The 16,957-nt window shown below is 66.9% G+C and carries 15 protein-coding genes; 6 read left to right on the top strand and 9 right to left on the bottom strand.

The window, feature by feature from the left end:
• Position 1: 1 nt before the first annotated feature.
• Both AL3_RS10330 and AL3_RS10335 read right to left on the bottom strand, forming a co-directional pair.
• The gene (locus tag AL3_RS10330; protein ID WP_083521667.1) at positions 2–1,657 is read right to left on the bottom strand and encodes an ABC transporter substrate-binding protein; all 1,656 of its coding nucleotides are present in this window, start codon (positions 1,655–1,657) and stop codon (positions 2–4) included.
• Entirely contained in the window at positions 1,654–2,844 is a 1,191-nt protein-coding gene (locus tag AL3_RS10335; protein ID WP_066300305.1) for a C45 family autoproteolytic acyltransferase/hydrolase, read from the bottom strand. Before AL3_RS10335 ends, AL3_RS10330 begins: the two co-directional genes overlap by 4 nt.
• A 118-nt stretch (positions 2,845–2,962) precedes the next feature.
• Here AL3_RS10335 and AL3_RS10340 point away from each other — a divergent pair, with 118 nt between their 5' ends.
• Positions 2,963–3,847 carry a MurR/RpiR family transcriptional regulator gene (locus tag AL3_RS10340; protein ID WP_246168370.1) on the top strand — a complete coding sequence of 295 codons (885 nt, stop codon included), beginning with the start codon at positions 2,963–2,965 and terminating at the stop codon, positions 3,845–3,847.
• 114 nt (positions 3,848–3,961) lie between these two features.
• On the top strand, positions 3,962–5,539 hold the full coding sequence (locus AL3_RS10345) for a long-chain-fatty-acid--CoA ligase (RefSeq protein WP_066300307.1): 1,578 nt from the start codon (positions 3,962–3,964) through the stop codon (positions 5,537–5,539).
• 25 nt (positions 5,540–5,564) lie between these two features.
• On the opposite strand, the gene AL3_RS10350 is transcribed toward AL3_RS10345, so the two are convergent.
• Together AL3_RS10350 and AL3_RS10355 are read right to left on the bottom strand one after the other, a co-directional pair.
• Positions 5,565–6,491 (bottom strand): cytochrome b/b6 domain-containing protein, encoded by a 927-nt coding sequence (locus tag AL3_RS10350; protein WP_066300312.1) that lies wholly within the window; start codon positions 6,489–6,491, stop codon positions 5,565–5,567.
• A gap of 178 nt (positions 6,492–6,669) precedes the next feature.
• A complete protein-coding gene (locus AL3_RS10355; RefSeq protein ID WP_174522134.1) occupies positions 6,670–7,686 on the bottom strand; it encodes an EamA family transporter in 1,017 nt (338 codons plus the stop codon).
• 146 nt (positions 7,687–7,832) lie between these two features.
• Between AL3_RS10355 and AL3_RS10360 the strand changes: the two genes are divergently transcribed.
• The 4 genes from AL3_RS10360 to AL3_RS10375 all read left to right on the top strand — a co-directional run bounded on the left by AL3_RS10360 (position 7,833) and on the right by AL3_RS10375 (position 12,246).
• Positions 7,833–8,390 (top strand): CGNR zinc finger domain-containing protein, encoded by a 558-nt coding sequence (locus AL3_RS10360; RefSeq protein ID WP_066300314.1) that lies wholly within the window; start codon positions 7,833–7,835, stop codon positions 8,388–8,390.
• Between the two features lie 164 nt (positions 8,391–8,554).
• Complete coding sequence (locus AL3_RS10365) at positions 8,555–11,098, top strand: trypsin-like serine protease (protein WP_151723849.1); 2,544 nt, start codon at positions 8,555–8,557, stop codon at positions 11,096–11,098.
• Between the two features lie 203 nt (positions 11,099–11,301).
• The gene (locus AL3_RS10370) at positions 11,302–11,664 is read left to right on the top strand and encodes a hypothetical protein (protein ID WP_066300322.1); all 363 of its coding nucleotides are present in this window, start codon (positions 11,302–11,304) and stop codon (positions 11,662–11,664) included.
• Between the two features lie 153 nt (positions 11,665–11,817).
• Positions 11,818–12,246, top strand: coding sequence for a hypothetical protein (locus tag AL3_RS10375; protein WP_066300334.1), 429 nt, complete (start codon positions 11,818–11,820; stop codon positions 12,244–12,246).
• 34 nt (positions 12,247–12,280) lie between these two features.
• Here the strand turns inward: AL3_RS10375 and AL3_RS10380 are convergent, their stop codons facing one another.
• From AL3_RS10380 to AL3_RS10400, 5 genes are all read right to left on the bottom strand, one after another.
• On the bottom strand, positions 12,281–12,700 hold the full coding sequence (locus tag AL3_RS10380) for a hypothetical protein (RefSeq protein WP_174522135.1): 420 nt from the start codon (positions 12,698–12,700) through the stop codon (positions 12,281–12,283).
• A gap of 63 nt (positions 12,701–12,763) precedes the next feature.
• On the bottom strand, positions 12,764–13,354 hold the full coding sequence (locus tag AL3_RS10385) for a hypothetical protein (RefSeq protein WP_066300336.1): 591 nt from the start codon (positions 13,352–13,354) through the stop codon (positions 12,764–12,766).
• A 52-nt stretch (positions 13,355–13,406) separates the two neighbouring features.
• On the bottom strand, positions 13,407–14,765 hold the full coding sequence (locus AL3_RS10390; RefSeq protein ID WP_066300338.1) for an MATE family efflux transporter: 1,359 nt from the start codon (positions 14,763–14,765) through the stop codon (positions 13,407–13,409).
• Positions 14,766–14,789: 24 nt separating this feature from the next.
• Positions 14,790–16,028 (bottom strand): MFS transporter, encoded by a 1,239-nt coding sequence (locus tag AL3_RS10395; RefSeq protein WP_066301005.1) that lies wholly within the window; start codon positions 16,026–16,028, stop codon positions 14,790–14,792.
• Complete coding sequence (locus AL3_RS10400) at positions 16,021–16,950, bottom strand: DUF4031 domain-containing protein (RefSeq protein WP_066300341.1); 930 nt, start codon at positions 16,948–16,950, stop codon at positions 16,021–16,023. The genes AL3_RS10395 and AL3_RS10400 overlap by 8 nt, the downstream gene beginning before the upstream one ends.
• Positions 16,951–16,957: the final 7 nt, after the last annotated feature.

Genomic DNA, 16,957 nt, shown 5'->3' on the forward strand with positions numbered 1-16,957 from the left:
CCTACTTCTTGGTGCTGCCGATGTCGGCCGCCCACGGGTAGTACAGGAACGCAGCCGACGACGGTGCTCCCGTGACTGTGTCGGCGAGCGCGAGGGTGGTGGGTGTCTGGACAACCGGGACCCATACGGCTGCTTCGACCCACTGCTCCTGGAGTCCGATCGCCAGCGCGGCGCGCGCGGCGTCATCGGTGGTGGCCTGTGCTTCCTTGACGGCCTCGTCGTACCCCTCACCGGAGAACTGCACAAAGTTCACCTTGGCGGTTGAAGCACCGTTTTTGTAGAAGCCAACGGGGTCATTCTTGGAGATGTAGTACTCATCGGAGAACAGGTCGGCCTGGGCCCGCAGTTCGGCATCCGAGTAGAAGTCCCCGTACTGCTGGCGGGGGATGGTGATGATTTCAGCCTTCAGGCCAATCGATTCCGCTGCTGCCACCACGGCGCTGGAGACCACGTTCCGGATCGAGTCGCCGCTGTTGGCAACGATGAGTGGTTCCGCCGGTGAGCCGGCCTCTTCCACGAGCTTCCGGGCCTGCGCCAGGTCATCCTCGGAAGGGCTGGCCGGAGCGCCTGCCAGGGCGTCGTAGGCATCAGAGAAGGTTTCACGCTCATATCCCCAGGCACCGGATCCAACCGGTGTCTTCCATGGCTGGGCCAGGCCGCCGAAAGCTGCGTCAGCGATTCCCTGCCGGTTCATCGCCAGGGAAAGTGCCTGCCGGATCTTTTCGTCCTTGAGCAAACCACGCTCCGTTGCCATCAGCGACCACACATTGGTGGCAGGACCCTGGGCAACCGTCACGTTTCCGCTCTTCTGCAGCGGAACGGCCGAGGCCGGGCTGTCCAGGTAGGCGCCCTGTGCGTCTCCGCTGGTCAGCGAATTAACGATCGCGTTTTCGTCGGCCCATTTGAAGGTGACGGAACCGGCCAGGGAGGCGTTTTCAGCGTCCCAGTAGTCCGCCGTCTTGGCCAGGGTCACACTGGAACCGGAGGTCCAGCTTTCCAACTGAAGCGGTCCTGAGCAGGCATCGGGGCTGGACGGCGTCCCGTAGGCCGCACCCTGGGCCTCCACGACCTTACGGTTCAGCACGATTCCGCCGTTGCCGGCCATCGCCTGCAGGAAGATCGCATCCCGCTGTTTGAGCGTCACGGTGATCTCGTTCTCACCGGTCATGGCCATGTCCGTGACGTTCGCGTACTCGTCGGACTCGTCAGCGCCCTCGGCCGCGTGGCGCTGCATGCTCCAAAGCACGTCCTCCGCCGTCATGGCTGTTCCGTCGTGGAAGGTGACGTCCGGGCGGAGGGTGAACACCACGGTGGTGTCGCTGGTCCACTCCGCGGCCTCGGCCAGATGCGGCACGGTGGTCAGGTCAGGCTGCACCTGCATCAGGCGTTCGCAGACGTTGGAGAGGATGGTGTTCTCCGCCGTTCCGCTGTCGACGTCCAGGTCGAAGGTTGCCGGTTCCTGCGGCAGCATCCAGGTAACGGACTCTGTTCCGGTGGCTGCCGCCGCGGTGGTCGGGCCGAAGGGAACGCCGGTTCCGGCGGGTTCCTCCGAGGCTGGCGCCCCGGCACAGCCGGAAAGTCCCAGGGCTAGAAGGACGGTGGCGCTGAGGACGGCTTGGCGCGGGCGGATCCGGGACGGTGAAACAAACGCATTCATTCGGTGATCTCCATCAGGGAAGGGGCGGTCATGGATTCGTGTGCGGACCCCGGGCCGTCAAAGACGTTCCAGGGCATCAGTTCGTAGCTGTGGTCACAGGGCGTCCCGTTGGTAACGAGGTACTCCCCGGTGGTGAGGTCCACACAGCTGGAGAGGATCGTGGACCACTGGCGGCTGGCCGGCCGCCGGGTATCGGGGTGGGTGCAGACCGACTCGGGGAATCCGAGGTGATCGGACATCGCCGTGCGGATGAGTTTCCTGGCTTCCTCGGTGGAGGCGGCGCTGCGGACTTTTTCCAGGCCACGCTGGGCCTGGGGAACGCGGAAAAGGGAGTCGACCGAGACCGGCCGGTAGCTCTCGGCGAGCTGCGGAGGGATAAAGGCCTGGTAGTGGTTCCCGTGTACCAGCAGCCCGTCCTGGGGGTACATCCATCCGTTTCGGCTGGGGGTTGTTTCCACGTCGATGGCGAACCCGGATGAGTGGGAGAGCACGGCGTTGCTCGCAATGTGAGGTTTGGTGCGGAACAGCACGTTGAGCGCATCGGGAAGCTCCGCCTGGTTCAGCACCAGCCGGCGGATGAACGTCTGGGGCAGCCCGAGCCCTCCGCCGAAGCGCCCGCCAAGGCCGTTGGCGTTCAACGCAATGCCCGCTGAGTTGGCTCCCTGGCGGCCGATCTGGCCTGCCTCCGCCTGCATGATGACAGTTGGCAGCGGGTCCTGGACCACGCGCAGGATGACGGCGGTTTCCTGGGTGCCGTAGCGCCAGTCCCAGTTCTGTCCGACGTACATATGGCCGTCGCCTGCGGCGCCGTCGGTGAGGACGAACGTGGTGCACCCGTCGACGTCGTCGCGTTCCTCGGGCACAGGGGCCGGCGGTGTCGCACCGGCGTCGTAAATGATCTCGCCGCGGACATTGAGCACCATGATGTCCAGGACATCCCTGCCGCTGCCTGCCGCGAGGCCTTCCACCTCCTCCATCAGGTCCGGGGCGGTGGAGGTGCACAGCTCAAGCCAGCCCCGGGCCTTGGCGCGCAGCTGGTCCCAGGTGAGTCCCGTCTGGGCTGCGAGGGCTTCGCTGTAATAGCCGATCGAGCGGGTAATCAGGTCTTCCGCAGCGGCGCCGTACTGCCTGCCCCGTTCGAAGGGACTGCCCGAGACTTCAATAACCCGCAGTGCGGAGCGACTCATGTGTACTGCCTGCCTTCCGAACGGCACCTGCAAGCCGTTACAATGTGTTACAAAAATTGGACGATACGGGATGGACCGTTACGTGGATTCACATCTTGGAATGAATGATACACAGACCGTGACGGAAGTAACAGAAGTTACAACCAACTCGGGGCTGACCCAGCTGCGCATGCGGGTCCGCAATCTCTGGGCGGATCTGTCGCGGGCCGAGCGCACTGTCGGCACTTTCCTGGCCAACTGCAGCCCCGAGCGGCTGCTGTACGCCAGCGCGCAGGAGCTGGGTGCGGACAGCGGCACCAGCAGCGCCACGGTGGTGCGGACGGTTCAGTCCCTGGGTTACGCGGGCCTGCAGGAACTCAAACGGGACATCGCCACAGTGTTCGGCTCCAGCGTGGCGCCCGAGGTCCGGCTTCAGCAGCGCATCGACCACATGGGTGCGGGGCTGGCCGACATCTCAGACCGCGTCTGGGCTGAGGCGTCAGACCGCATCGCCCTCGGGGCGCAGACGGCCCAGCTGGACAACCTCGCCGCCGCCGTGGAGCTTCTTATGCGCGGGGAGCTCATCCTGACCTACGGGATCGGTACGTCCGGAATCGCGGCCTCCAATCTGGCCCTTCGGCTCAACCGCATTGGACGCAGCGCGCGGGCCGTCGCCAATGACGGATTCCGGCTGGCGGACGATCTCCTGCAGCTGCGCGGCAAGGACGTGGTGGTGGTCTTCGCCCCCGGCCGGGTGACGCGGGACGCGGAAGTGCTGATGCAGCGTGCTGCCACCGTCGGCGCGGCCGCCATCCTGGTGACCGACGAGCCGGACTCCCGCCTGGGTGCCCGCGCGAGCGTGCTTCTGCTGGCACCCCACACGCCCACCGGCATGACCAGCGAGGCGCTGCTTTCCATCATTGTCAGCGACATTCTGGTGCAGGCACTGGCCTCCGTGGACCGGGAACTCGCCGTGGAATCCTCCCACCAGCTCACGAACCTGCGCGAGGAACTTGGCTATTAGGGACGCTCCGGGCACCGTCTTCAATCCGGCTGCGGGCGTTCACATCCGTCCGCAGGCTGTGTAACCTCGGGTGCACCGCAGCCAAAGCTGGCCCCTGATCAAAGGAGATCACCCGTGCCCAACCTCGCCGGAATCCTGACCGACACCGCTGCCCGCGCACCCGGAAACACCGCCCTGAAACTCGATGACACAGTGATCAGCTATTCGATGCTGAACGCGATGAGCGCCAAGGTGGCCGGCCTCCTGCGCGCCCGCGGCGTGCAGCGCGGGGACCGGGTGGCACTCATGATGCCCAACATCCCCCCGATGGCATCGGTCTATTACGGAGTGCTGCGCTACGGAGCCGTCGTCGTACCGATGAATCCCCTGCTCAAGGCCCGCGAGGTGGCCTACACGCTGCAGGATTCCGGTGCGGCCCTGCTGTTTGCCTTTGAACTGATGCTTCCGGAAGCCTCTGCAGGGGCCGAGGAAGCCGGCGGGGTGGACGTGATCCCGGTTAACGCGGGCAGCTTCCGGCAGCTGCTGGCGGACACCGACGCGGACGACGCGGTGACGGAGGTCGACGGCGGGGACGTCGCCGTCGTGCTCTACACCTCCGGCACCACCGGCCGGCCCAAGGGTGCGGCACTGACGCACAATAACCTGCGCAGCAACGCCGAGGTGGCCCGGGATCTGGTGGGCATCAAGGAATCGGACGTGATCTTCGGCGGCCTGCCCTTCTTCCACGTCTTCGGGCAGACCGCCGCCCTGAACGCAGCCGTGCTGGCCGGTGCCGCCATCAGCCTGCTCCCCCGGTTCGACGCCGGGCAGGCACTGGACATCATCGAGCGTGACGCGGTGACGCTCTTTGAGGGGGTGCCCACCATGTATATCGGCATGCTGCGCCACCCGGCCGTGGCAACCAGGAACCTCACCTCCCTGCGCCAGGCCATTACCGGCGGGGCAGCGATGCCACTGGAGGTCCTCCGGGAGTTTGAGGACGTGTTTGGCGCGGAGCTGCTGGAAGGCTACGGCCTGTCCGAAACCTCTCCGATCGTGTCCTTCAACCTTCCCGGCGGCGAGCGCCGTCCCGGCTCCATTGGCAGGCCCGTCTACGGGATGGAGGTGCGGATGCTCGACGACGCCGGCCACGACGTGCCGGTCGGCAGCATCGGTGAGCTCTCGGTCCGCGGACTCGGCGTGATGAAGGAGTACTGGAACAATCCCGAGGCCACGGCTGCTGCCATTCCGGATGGCTGGTTCCGCACCGGTGACCTCGCCCGGTTCGATGAGGAAGGCAACATCTACATCGTCGACCGGAAGAAGGACATGATCCTGCGCGGCGGCTACAACGTGTATCCGCGCGAGGTGGAGGAGATCCTGTACGAACATCCCGCGGTTGCGGAGGCCGCCGTCGTCGGGGTGCCGGATGAGCTCAACGGCGAGGAAGTTGCAGCCGTCATCGGACTCAAGGAGGAGGCGGTTCCGCAGGACGACACCGGCCGGGAGGCGCTGGCTGCCGAAATCCTTGAGTTCGCCAAGGACCGCCTGGCAGCGTACAAATACCCCCGCCGGATTGTGTTCACCGGCGAGCTGCCCAAGGGCCCGACCGGCAAGATCCTCAAACGCGAAATCCAGGTAGAGCCGACACGACCGGCGCAGCCAGCCCGGCAGGGAGCCGGTGAAGCGCAGGCGGACGCCCTGGACGCCTAGGCTCCTTTCGGACGCATCCGGGACCCTAGCGGCCGACCTTCCCCATCAGCCCGGCGACTGGACGGAGGAACACCGGCCGGGCAGCAACCCAGGCCACCACCATCAGCACCACCGAGGCCGCGAAGAACCAGAAACCGGTCCAGCCGGTCCCGTCTGAGGCCGCGTACATGTGGTTCAGGTTCCGCAGCGCGCCTGTGGTGAGCACCAGCGTGACGTGGACGATGATGAACAGCACAAAAAAGAGCATCACGGGGAAGTGCACTGCCCGCGCGGTTTCGATGCGGAAGTAGCGGTTGATCCGGGATTTGGCCGGCCAGGACGGAGACATCCGCAGTCCGGAGATGATGGCCAGCGGGGCGGCAATAAACACGACCGCGAAGTAGGAGAGCAGCTGCAGGCTGTTGTAGTTCACCCAGCCGTTTTCCGTCGGCCACTCCAGCGACGCGTACTGCAGTGCGGTGGAGGCGGCGTTGGGGAACACATCCCAGCTTGTGGGCACCAGCCGCATCCAGTGGCCGGTGGCGAAGATCAGGACGTAGAAGATCAGACCGTTCAGGACCCAGAGGACGTCCAGGCTGAGGTGGAACCACAGATCCAGGCTCATCTTCTTCGGCTGGTTCCGGGTGCGGATCAGTCCCTTGTTGTTCCGGGTCCAGGACCCCACCGGCCGCTGTCGGGTCCGGATCAGCCAGCCGGAGCGCACAATCAGCAGGATGAGCAGCGAATTGAGGAAATGCTGCCACCCGACCCATGCCGGTATCCCCACCGGAGCACCGCCCGGCAGAGCGGTGGACCCCGGGTACTGGGCGAGGAAATCCTGCAGTGCGGGGGTGTCCCGGAGCCAGCGGGCAGCCAGGACGACGCCGGCAAGGACCAGGAGCGCTGCGGGCACCATCCACACCAGCTTCAACCACCGGGACCGCGGCGCGGTTTTAGCTGCGCTGCGGCTCATGCGGTGCCTGCCGGCGTCGTCCGGTGCGTGGCTGCGCCGTTGCCGGCGGTTCCCCGCCGGATCCCAGCCATCCCAGCCATCCCAGCCATCCCAGCCATCCCAGCATGGTCAGTCTTCACGGTTCCCCCGTTGGTCTTTGAGCCGCTTTCGTTGCCGGTGAGCCTACCGGAAACGGAACCTAGGATCGCCGCCGGACGGATATTTGATCCGGCGCTGCGCCTGGCCCGGCTTCCGCTCCGACATCCGGCAGGTCCGTGTGCTTGTCCGACCGGACCAGGACCAGCCCGGTGACGATCAGGGCGCCGCCGAGCAGCTGGATGGTGCGGGGCAGTTCAGAGAGGAGCAGCCACGCCCACAGCACGGCAAAAAGCACCTCGGTGAGGGAGACGAAAGAGGCAATCCGCGGCCCGAGCGCGCGGGCGGCGATGATGCCGGTGACGTAGGCCAGCACGGTGGAAAGCAGCACCAGGCCTATCAGCGGAACCCACCAGCGGGTCACCCAGCCGGCCAGTTCCACATCCGCCGTGCTGAAGCCGGTGGGCAGGAGCCCCGTCAGGCCGAGCAGCAGCATGGTTCCGGCACCAACCAGCAGCCCGCCGGTGGTCAGCACCAGTGGCGGAAGCGTGTCGTTCTGCTTGGCGGTAATAAAGAAGTACATCGCCAGGCAGACGGCGGCTGCCAGGCCCCACGCGACGCCGAGGGGATCAACCCGCAGGTCACCACCCAGGTCAAGCACCAGGACCAGCCCGACGACGGCGGCCGCGGCACCGAGGATGGTGGCGGTCCCGGGGCGGCGGCGGCTGCGGAACCACATCCACAGCACCATCAGCACCGGCGCCAGGAATTCCAGCAGCAGGGCCACGCCGACGGAGAGGCGTTCCACGGCATTGAAGTAGAAAAACTGGCAACCGGCAACGCCCACCAAGCCGAACAGCCCAATGGTCTTCCAGTTCTGCCGGACCTGGTACCAGCGGCCGTGAAGGGCGATGAGGGCCGGGACCAGCAGTACCAGGGCGGCTCCGCCCATGCGGAAGGCGACGGCGGTGGCGGGCGTCCAGCCGGCCTCCATCAGCGACTTGGCGAACGATCCGGAGAGGCCAAAGACGGCGGAGGAAAGGAGGGCGATCAGGATCCCGGAGGCTCCGGCGGCCGCAGCGGGCGGGAGCGGACGTGCCGCGGATGTGGACTTTTCCATGACGGACCTTTCGAGGAAGACGGCCCGCCCCCATGGACAGTGTCACGAGCAGTGTCACGAGCAGTGTCACGAGCAGATCAAAAGCTTGTCACGAGCTAAATGGGCCTATGCTTGTGACACTAAGGTGGTCTATGTCAGGAGTCAAGATGGTTTTCACTTATGACACTGAAGTGGCACTGGCCAGTGCTGCGGCTCTTGTGAACACTGCTTCCGAGGACCCCGATCCGCTCTCCGGTGACGCCGGCCTTACCCGGTTCCTGGACCAGGAGGGCTTCTCCGGGTCCCGGACCCACACCGCCGCGGAGCTGAAGGCGGTGCTCCGGCTCCGCGAAACCCTGCGGGACCTTTGGGCTGCCGGCGAAGAAGCCCTGGTTGAAGGCATCAACCGGCTCCTGCGCACCTCCCGCGCGCTGCCCCAGCTGGTCCGGCATGACGGCTGGGACTGGCACCTGCACTGCACTCCCCCGGAGGCTGCCCTGGCTGACCGGATGGCGACGGAGGCAGCCATGGCGCTTGCCGACGTCGTCCGCGCACGGGAACTGGAACGGCTTCGGGTGTGTGCGGCTTCCGACTGCAGCGATGTGCTCATTGACCTCTCCCGCAACCGCTCCCGCAGATACTGCGGAACAGGAAACTGCGGCAACCGCGAAAACGTCCGGGCGTACCGTCTGCGGCAGTCCTCTTCCCTGATGGACACAAAGTAACCTTACGAATTGCCAGAAGCGCATTTACCCGCTAAGCTCCGGGCAGTTCCGGGACCCTTCTATGTCTCCGGAATGCCAACTAAGTCTCGGATTCCCGGCGCTGGTCCAGCAAGACGCACGCCCCGGGCAGCATGAGCGTGGCTCACGTCTGATGGGGGTATTCAATGAGGAGAACGTCACTAGTACGGTCCGGTCCGGCACGCGCCGTGGCCGTCACCGCCGCCCTGGTGGTCGGAGGCGCCTTGATCGGTGTGCCGGCCCAGGCTGCACCCGGCGCCGGCGATCAAAAGGAGCCGGCTGCATCCCGGCTGGCCACAGCCCCGGAGACTGCAGGAACCGCGGAAACCGCCGGGGCCCTGCCCCCCGGTCTCGCCGAAGCACTGCAGCGGGACCTCGGCCTCACCGAGGAACAGTTCCGCGAATCCGGTGAACTCGGCCAGCGTGCCGCCGCCGCACTGCCGCGGCTCCAAACCACCGAGGGCTTCACCGGACTGGCCCTGGAAGACGGGGAAATCGTCGTCTACGGATCCGGTACGGCACTGGAAGCACTGGCCAAGGAGCTGGGCGCCCGGCTCGAGGCACCGGCAGCCACGGAAAAGCCAGCCGAAGAAAAACCTGACGCCGAGCAGGCTGTGGATGGCAGCAGCACTCCTGCCTCCCCCGCTCCCACCGGGACCCCGGCCCCTTCAACCGAGCCCGCACCTAAGCCTTCCAATGAAGCGTCAGCCACAGCAACCACTGAAGCGACCCGCACCGCAACCGACCTGACTGCCCTGGCTCGCGACTACATTGCCAGCGTGGGTGTGGAAGGACTCCAGTACATCGCTCTCGACCAGGACGGCTTTACGATTAGCGTCGAAAACCCGGGTGAACCCAGCACGGTATCAGCGCCGGGCCCGCAGAAAGACTCTTCGGCACCCACGCCGAAAGACTTCGCTGATGAGTACACGAACGTCAAGACTGAGATTACCAAGGGTGGCGGTCCCGGAACACCCCTTGAAAACGTCTACGGCGGCCAGGGATACCTCGGCGACACCGGTCGGGGATATAGTGTCTGCTCTGTCGGTTTCAACGGCTGGAACCCAACAGGCGAGCCTGCGGTGATCTCGGCTGGGCATTGCACCGGTGACGGCACCGTCAAGGACACGTACCTGTATCCGACGGACGGCACCACTAATATCACCACTGAGCTGGGCACCGTCGGCACCTCCACCTTCGGTGGACCTGGCAACGTCCCGGATGTTCCCGGCACTGACGTTGCTGTCATTGACGGCATCAACAAGGACCTGGATCTACTGCCGGAAGTAACCCAGTGGACTGACGGTACGCTCTCGGAGACCACTACGCGGATCACCGGCACCGGAACGGCCATCGCCGGCCTGCCGATCTGCCGCTCCGGCGTAACCAGCGGCTGGGAGTGCGGAACCGTACTCAAGGCTAATACGGTCTTCGCGGTTGCAGGCCAGAACAGCACCCCCGAAAACGAGGATGGGCGTATTGTCCAAGGATTTGTCTCCACCGTTAAAGCCAAGCAAGGAGACTCCGGTGGATCCGTCATCTCTGGCAGCACGGCCTTGGGACTGGTCAGCAGCGGGTTCAATCAACCGGATGAAGATGGCTTCTACAACTTGGTAGGCGCCGCGGATCTGACGTCCGCCCTCTCCGTCACCGGCGGCTACAGCGTGGCCCTGTATCTCGCGGCACCGGAACTCAACATCAAAAATGGCCAGACGGTGGAAACCGATCAGGTGCTGACCGGCACCGCGCCGGCCGGCTCAACCGTCAAGGTCACCGTGAACGGCGGCACCAGCGACATACCGGCAGCTGCAGACGGCACCTGGTCCATGAAGGTTCCCCGCACCGTCGCCGACGGAGCTACCGCCAAAATCACTGCCACTGCAGTGGTCGGCTTCAACAAGTCGGAGACCACCACGTACTCAGTGACGGTCAAGCACTCTGCGCTGGCCGGTCCGGTCCTGACCAACCCCGCTGACGGGGCGTCCGTGGTGAACGAGCTGCGGACGATCGAAGGGCTCGCCGATCCTGAGGCGACCGTAACCCTGGAGGTCGCTCCCGCGGCTGCCGGGGAGGGCGCAGCCGAAGCACGGGCACTGGCAGCCACCGACCCGCAGGTTGTGACGGCTAAGGCTGACGCAAAGGGAGCCTTCTCGGTTCAGTTGGATGAGGCGCTGTCCCAAGGTGCGTACTCGGTGTCAGCCAGTCAGGACGGCGTCACAGGGAAGGCCGCTTCTCCGGTGGTCACCACGTCCTTCAGCGTAATCTACCCGGCTCCGGCCATCACGTCTCTGCGCAACGGTGAAGTGTTCACGGAAGCCACCGCTCCGGAGACCATCTCCGGCACCGGTGTTCCGGGTGCAACGCTTACGTTGACCGTAGGTGACGCTTATCCCGTGGCCGTAGTGGACGCAGACGGCAACTGGACCGTGGAACTGGGAACCTGGGCCGCCGGTGAGTACGTTGTCACCGCCACCCAGGAACTCGACGGCATCGGATCAGCAGAGGCGGCTGTGACCATCAGCGTCACGGCACTCCAGGTTGCCGGCGTGGCCAACCCGAATCCGGCCGGCAAGCTTCCCAGCACGGGAGCAGGCGGCACCACCGCACTGCTTTCCGCCGCAGGAATCCTGCTTCTGGGCGGAGCAGCAGGCGTAGGCATCAGCCGCCGACGCCGCAGCAGCACCCGCTAGCCCGCTAGCCCGCTGGCCCGCTAGCCCGCTAGCCCGCTGGCCCGCTAGCCCGCTGGCCCGCTGGCAGAACGGTCCGGGATCCGCCCTGATGCGGAACCCGGACCGTTTTCCGTCTGGCACGATCACCAGCGCAGGCAAATACTGGCACGGGGCCGCTGCAGGCAAGCCCCTGCGGGGTTGGAGAATCACACACGGAGGACGGTATGCCGGACCTGGTAGAGACCAACGAGATCCTCAAGGCGCTCCTCGGCGCTGCGTATACCGATGCCTGGGTCGCTGACGGCCGTCTGCACGTGGCGGTTACGGACACGTCCTTCTTTGAGGCCATCCGCGCCGCCGGAGCCATCCCGGTGGAGGCAGCCTTCTCCGCGGCGGACCTGCAGGCAGCACTGCGCTTTGTCCACCAAACCGGAGCCGCGGCGGGCACGGAGTTCCATAGCCTCAGTTCCAGCGGACAAACCGGCATCACTGCCCGCGTACCCGCGGATCAGGTCGAGCGGCTCCGTTCAGCGCTGGCCACTGCGACTCCCCTGGCCACTGGGGGCCGCCCGGCAAGGTGCCCATAACGGTTGCCGTATCCACGGGAGTGGGGACACCGCTGGACCCAAACAGCGCCTGACTGCCCCGATTCGGCCAGCCCGGGGCGCGGCAGCGGAGCCTCCGCTCTTAGACTGATGGGGTCGAGCAGTACGGCATTCCGCCTGCCTCCAGGAGAGCGTATGGAGCAGAAACTGCGTTCCGCCCTGTCCCCCCGCACCGCCTGGATCCTGATCGGGGTGTGCATCGTCTTCTGGACAGTCTCGGCGTTCGGGCTGCTTCAACTGCCCGCAGATGCCCCGTCGCTGCTGATGTTCTTCTGGTTGTATCTGAATGCCCTCGCGGCCCTGGCCAGCGCCGTGACCGTAGCGGCAGCGGTTGCGGCGTTGGTGCTGCACCGCCGGGTTTCGCTGCGCCTGGAACCGGAAAGCGCTGGCGGGACACCGCCGTCGGCTCTGGACTCCGCGGAGGAAACGGACCTGTTCCGGCTCCTCAGTGAGAAGCCGCCAGAGGCACCCGGCGCACTCTCTCCAGGACCGGCCGGGCAGGAACCGCCGATGCGGGAAGAGACCACCAGCAGGCCGTCTCGAAAGAAGCGCAGAAGGCGCTAGCTGGGCTGGCCGGTCCCGTTAGCCCCGGCAGATCCTATGACTTGTCGGCGGGAGGGTCTGCGGGACCCCCGGCAGCATCGGACCCGGGGGATGGTGCTGCGGGCGGCGTGTTGGCGGCCTGGGCATCGGTGGCAGCAGTCTTCGCACCGGGTGCTCCAACACTGCCGGCGCCGCCGGGGATTTTGGCGGAGGCGCGGTGAATGCCGGACCCCTCGCTGAGGTGGTCCGGGTTCGGCTTCTCCGTCATCAGCAGCAGCGAGGAAATCAGCAGCGAGGCAATAAACGCGATGCCTGCTGCGGTGAGGCCCAGATCGAGCCGCAGTTCCTTGGTTGCTCCGCCGGTGGCGAAGATCATGGTGGCGATGCCGGCAATGATGGCCAGGACTGCGGAGAAAACCAGCGGGGCTTTCACGGAATTCCGTTTCTGCGGCCCACCGGGCTGGCTCTTCGCCACTATCTGTCCTCCTGCGTTGTCGATTGGGCGGACTTCTACCTCAGGTAGAAGCCGCGGTCAGTTCTAGTTTACGGCCTTCGAGGCTTCCTCGCTGTCCCGGGCCAGGCTGGCGTCATGGCGCAGCCCCAGGCCGGAGATCGCGAGAATAACCGCGGTGATGATGGCTGCTCCGCCACTGACACCGATCAGGGCCTGAACGTGGCCGGCTTCGGGCAGGCCCAGGAAGACCGGCATCAGCACGCCGGCCCCGATGCCCACCACCCCGGTGATCAGCCAGTCACGGGCCGGGACGAACAGTTTCCGGGCGCGGAACCAGAGCACGAGCTCGATGGCCCCGCCAATGAGCAGGGCGGCGCCGGCAGTGAAGGCAAAGACCTCCGCTGACTGGATAACCGCCACCAGGACGCCGGCCACGGCATAGACGGCGGCGGCGGCCAGCAGTGCGGCCGGGACCATGGCAGCCCCGGAGGCCTTGGCCAGAGCGGACATCCGCCAGACGCTGACTCCGGTCAGCACCAGGTAGACGCCACCGGCGAGGGCGAGGACCGCCACTGTTGGTTCCTGCCAGAAAATGCTCACCGCTCCGTACACCGCCGCAATGACGGAACGCAGCAGAATAGGGACCCAAGGTGCCTTGGGGTGGGATACGCCCACGGTTGGCCTCCGCTTTCAGGTTGCTTGGCGGCCGGTCCGGCCGATCCTTAGCTTAGTCCTTCCGGTTCCCGGGTGCCGCACCGGTGCGCATCCAGGCGTCGCCGCGGGCCCGCCAGGCGAGGGTGATGGCCCGCGCTGACATGTAGCCGAGCCCAAAAGCGGCCCACAGCCACGCGATTCCGGTGCCGCCTTCGAGTCCGGAAATGTGGACCCACCACAGCAGCGGCAGATAGGCCAGCAGGTTCACGACACCGGTGAGCGCCAGGTACTTCGCATCGCCGGCACCGATCAGCACACCGTCCAGCACAAACACCAGGCCACAGACCGGCTGCGCAGCGGCCAGAACCCACAGGCCAGCCGTCAGTGCCTGCTGCACACCTGTGTCGGGCGTGAAGATCCAGCCCACAAACGGCGCCGCCGCAGCCAGCAGCACGCCGGTGATCACACCAAAACCGATGCCCCACCGGGACATCGTCCGGGTCAGGTCACGGACGGTCCGCCGGTTCCCGGCGCCCAGCTCCTTGCCGATCATGGCCTGCGCGGCGATGGCGAGCGCATCGAGCGCGAAGGCCAGGAACGTAAAGAACGTCATAACCAGCTGATGGGCAGCCAGGGACACCGGCCCCTGGGACGTGGCGACGAAAACGGCGGCAAGCACCGCGATCCGCAGGCTCAGGGTGCGCAGCATCAGCCAGGACCCGACATGGAGGCTGGCGAGGATGCCGGAGACCGCAGGACGCAGCGGCACCCGTTCCCGCCGGGCCATCCGCGCAACCATGATCAGATAGACCGCAGCCATGCCCCACTGGCTGATGCTGGTTCCCAATGCCGCGCCGGCGACCGAGAGGTCCAGTCCGTAGACGAGCAGGAAGTTCAGGCCGATGTTGACGCTGAACCCGGCAACTGCGACGGCCAGCGGGGTTTTGGTGTCCTGGAGGCCCCGCAGCACGCCGGTGGCGGCCAGCACCACCAGCATCGCGGTCAGACCGGGTGCAGACCAGCGCAGGTAGTCCACGGCATAGCGCTGCACGTCTCCCTCGGCGCCCATCACTCCGGTCAGCCAGGGGGCCAGGAGGATGGCTGCGGCGGAGAGCACGATGCCCAGCAGGACTGCCAGGGCAATGCCGTCGCGTCCGGCGGCAACGGCGTCGCGGTGGCGGTTCCCGCCCAGGTACCGCGCCACGGTGCCGGTGGTCGAATAGGCAAGGAAGACCATCAGTCCGACGGCGGTCTGCAGGACCGTGGACGCCAGGCCCACACCGGCCAGCTGGTTCACGCCCAGATGCCCCACGATCGCGGCGTCGGCCAGCAGGAACAGCGGTTCGGCGATCAGCGCCCCAAGGGCAGGGAGGGCGAGGGCAAGGATCTGCCGGCCGAGGCCGCGGTTCGCAGCGGGAGTCCTGGTTTTCACTCCTCTAGCGTACGGCTGGCCGGGTCACGGCCCGGTTCCTCCGCCAAGGCGTGGCCGGCCCCCTGGCAGGGCAGTGGCGAGGAGGGCAGCCAGCGCCATCAGGACGCCGACAAATCCGGCCAGCCCCGCCCAGCCGGAGCCCTGGAAGAAGAATCCGCCGGCCCAGCCAAGCAGGCTGGATCCGCTGTAGTAAGCCAGGTTGTACAGCGACGAGGCCTGCGCCCGGCCCGTTTCGGCCAGCACCGGCACCCACCCCGAGGCAACGGCATGCGCGCCGAAGAACCCGGCGGTGAACACCACCAGTCCGGTGATCACTGCCGGCAGGGTCTGCAGCAGAGTGACGGCCAGGCCAGCAGCCATCACAGCGGTACTGGCCAGCAGGACGGTCCTGCGGCCGCCGGCCAGTGTGCCGGCGGCCTTCCCGGCCGCCCGTGAGGACCAGGTGCCGGCGAGGTAGGCGAGGAACAGGGAACTGGCCAGCGCCTGCGGCAGATTGAAGGGCGCCATCCCGAGGCGGAAGCCAAGGTAGTTGTACACGGCGACAAAACCGCCCATCAGCAGGAAGGCCTGGGCGTAGAGCACCAGCTGCCGCGGGGACCGCAGGTTCACGGCCAGCCGGGCGCCCAGGCCGGGCCCGCCGTCGCTCCGCCGGCGGGGTTCGTACCCGCGCTGCCGAGGGGCTGCGAGCATAAAAACGACGGCGGCTGCCGCGGCCAGCAGGCTGACCACCGCCACACCGATGCGCCAGTTGGCATATTCGCCGACGGGCGCCGCCACGATCCTGCCAGCCAGCCCGCCGATCGTGGTTCCGGACACGTAGGTTCCCGCCGCGACGGCAGCGTGCACCGGACTCACCTCCTCGCTGAGGTAGGCCAGGGCGACGGCCGGTATCCCGCCCAGGGCCGCGCCCTCGGCGAAGCGGAGGAGCAGGAGCGCCGGAAAGTCCGGCGCCAGCGGCACCAGCAGTCCCAGAACGACGGCGGCCACGATGGCCGTCCGCATCACCGGCAGCCTGCCGAACCGGTCAGCGGCCGCAGACCACGGGATGACGGCGGCAGCCAGGCCCAGGGTGGCGGCGGAGACACTGAGCGCAGCGGTGGCGGCGGTGATGCCGAAATCCGCGGCCAGCTCGGGCAGCAGGCCCTGCACGGAGTAGAGCTGGGCGAAGGTCGCCAGTCCAGCAGCGGCCAGTCCCACCAGCACTCCCCGGTAGCCGGCGCTTCCGCGTTCGTGGCCCGGGAATCCGTCCCTGCCCTCAGCCACGGGGCGGTTCGGCTTCCCGGCGCGGGGCACGGAATCCCCCGGTTCCGTCCGTGGCACCGGAGAGCGCAGCAAGTTCGCGGCGCAGGTTTGCGCGGGCCGCGGCTCCCCACAGTTCCTCGCCCCGGCCGGTGCGGAAGAGCCGGCTCCGGCCCAGCAGCGCGTCAAGGACGGCACGGCGGCCGGCACGGAATGCGGCATCGTCGAGGTGCCGGTATTCAAGCCGGATGTCAGCGGCATACCGGTCATACCCCTGCGCATCCCGGCCCAGCACAGCCAGGTCGGCGTCGCTGAGCAGCGCACCGCTGATATCCCCGGGATCCGGATCGTGGCCGGCCGTCACCCTGACCAGCCGGGCCGTCTCGGCCGTCTCGGGACGGCTGACACCGGCAGCCGGAAGCAGCTGCTGCGCCAGGACCGCGGAGGCCTCTTCGTCCGTGCCCGGCACGCCGTCGTACACCGCATCATGGAACCAGGCTGCCAGCAGCACCGGACGGTCACTGCAGCCCAGCCGGTGCAGGGCTTCCAGGGTTTGGAGCAGGTGGCGGCGGTCGTGATAGCGGCGGTGCGGCTCGCCCCACCGGTTCAGCAGCTCGGCACCCAGCTCCGGGGTGCCGGGGAGCAGCGCCTCCCAGCGGCGGCGCAGCGGATGCACCAGCGAGGCGGCGCGTTCTCGCGCCGGTATCCGCAGCCCGCCGGCGATCAGCGCCCGGACCAGGGTGGCGCCGTCGACCGCTGCGGCACCGGCCTCCACCAGATCGCGGTACCGGTGCGCCGGAACGTCATAGTGGTCCTGATCAAAGGCCCGGCGGGAAATCCCGGCGGCGGCGGCAAAGTCATGCAGCTCTTCCAGCGAGGTGTCTGACACCAGGTGGGAGAACTGGGTGTTGTGGGCAGGCCACAGGGGCGGGTCGATGTAAATCAAGCGGACT

The organism is Arthrobacter luteolus NBRC 107841 (assembly GCF_001552075.1).
Taxonomy (GTDB): domain Bacteria; phylum Actinomycetota; class Actinomycetes; order Actinomycetales; family Micrococcaceae; genus Arthrobacter_B; species Arthrobacter_B luteolus.

Excerpts from the sequence above, each read along its gene's own strand:
- AL3_RS10330 (WP_083521667.1), bottom strand. The coding sequence starts at position 1,657 with ATGAATGCGTTTGTTTCACCGTCCCGGATCCGCCCGCGCCAAGCCGTC.
- AL3_RS10335 (WP_066300305.1), bottom strand. The coding sequence starts at position 2,844 with ATGAGTCGCTCCGCACTGCGGGTTATTGAAGTCTCGGGCAGTCCCTTC.
- AL3_RS10350 (WP_066300312.1), bottom strand. The coding sequence starts at position 6,491 with ATGAGCCGCAGCGCAGCTAAAACCGCGCCGCGGTCCCGGTGGTTGAAG.
- AL3_RS10355 (WP_174522134.1), bottom strand. The coding sequence starts at position 7,686 with ATGGAAAAGTCCACATCCGCGGCACGTCCGCTCCCGCCCGCTGCGGCC.
- AL3_RS10360 (WP_066300314.1), top strand. The coding sequence starts at position 7,833 with ATGGTTTTCACTTATGACACTGAAGTGGCACTGGCCAGTGCTGCGGCT.
- AL3_RS10365 (WP_151723849.1), top strand. The coding sequence starts at position 8,555 with ATGAGGAGAACGTCACTAGTACGGTCCGGTCCGGCACGCGCCGTGGCC.
- AL3_RS10370 (WP_066300322.1), top strand. The coding sequence starts at position 11,302 with ATGCCGGACCTGGTAGAGACCAACGAGATCCTCAAGGCGCTCCTCGGC.
- AL3_RS10375 (WP_066300334.1), top strand. The coding sequence starts at position 11,818 with ATGGAGCAGAAACTGCGTTCCGCCCTGTCCCCCCGCACCGCCTGGATC.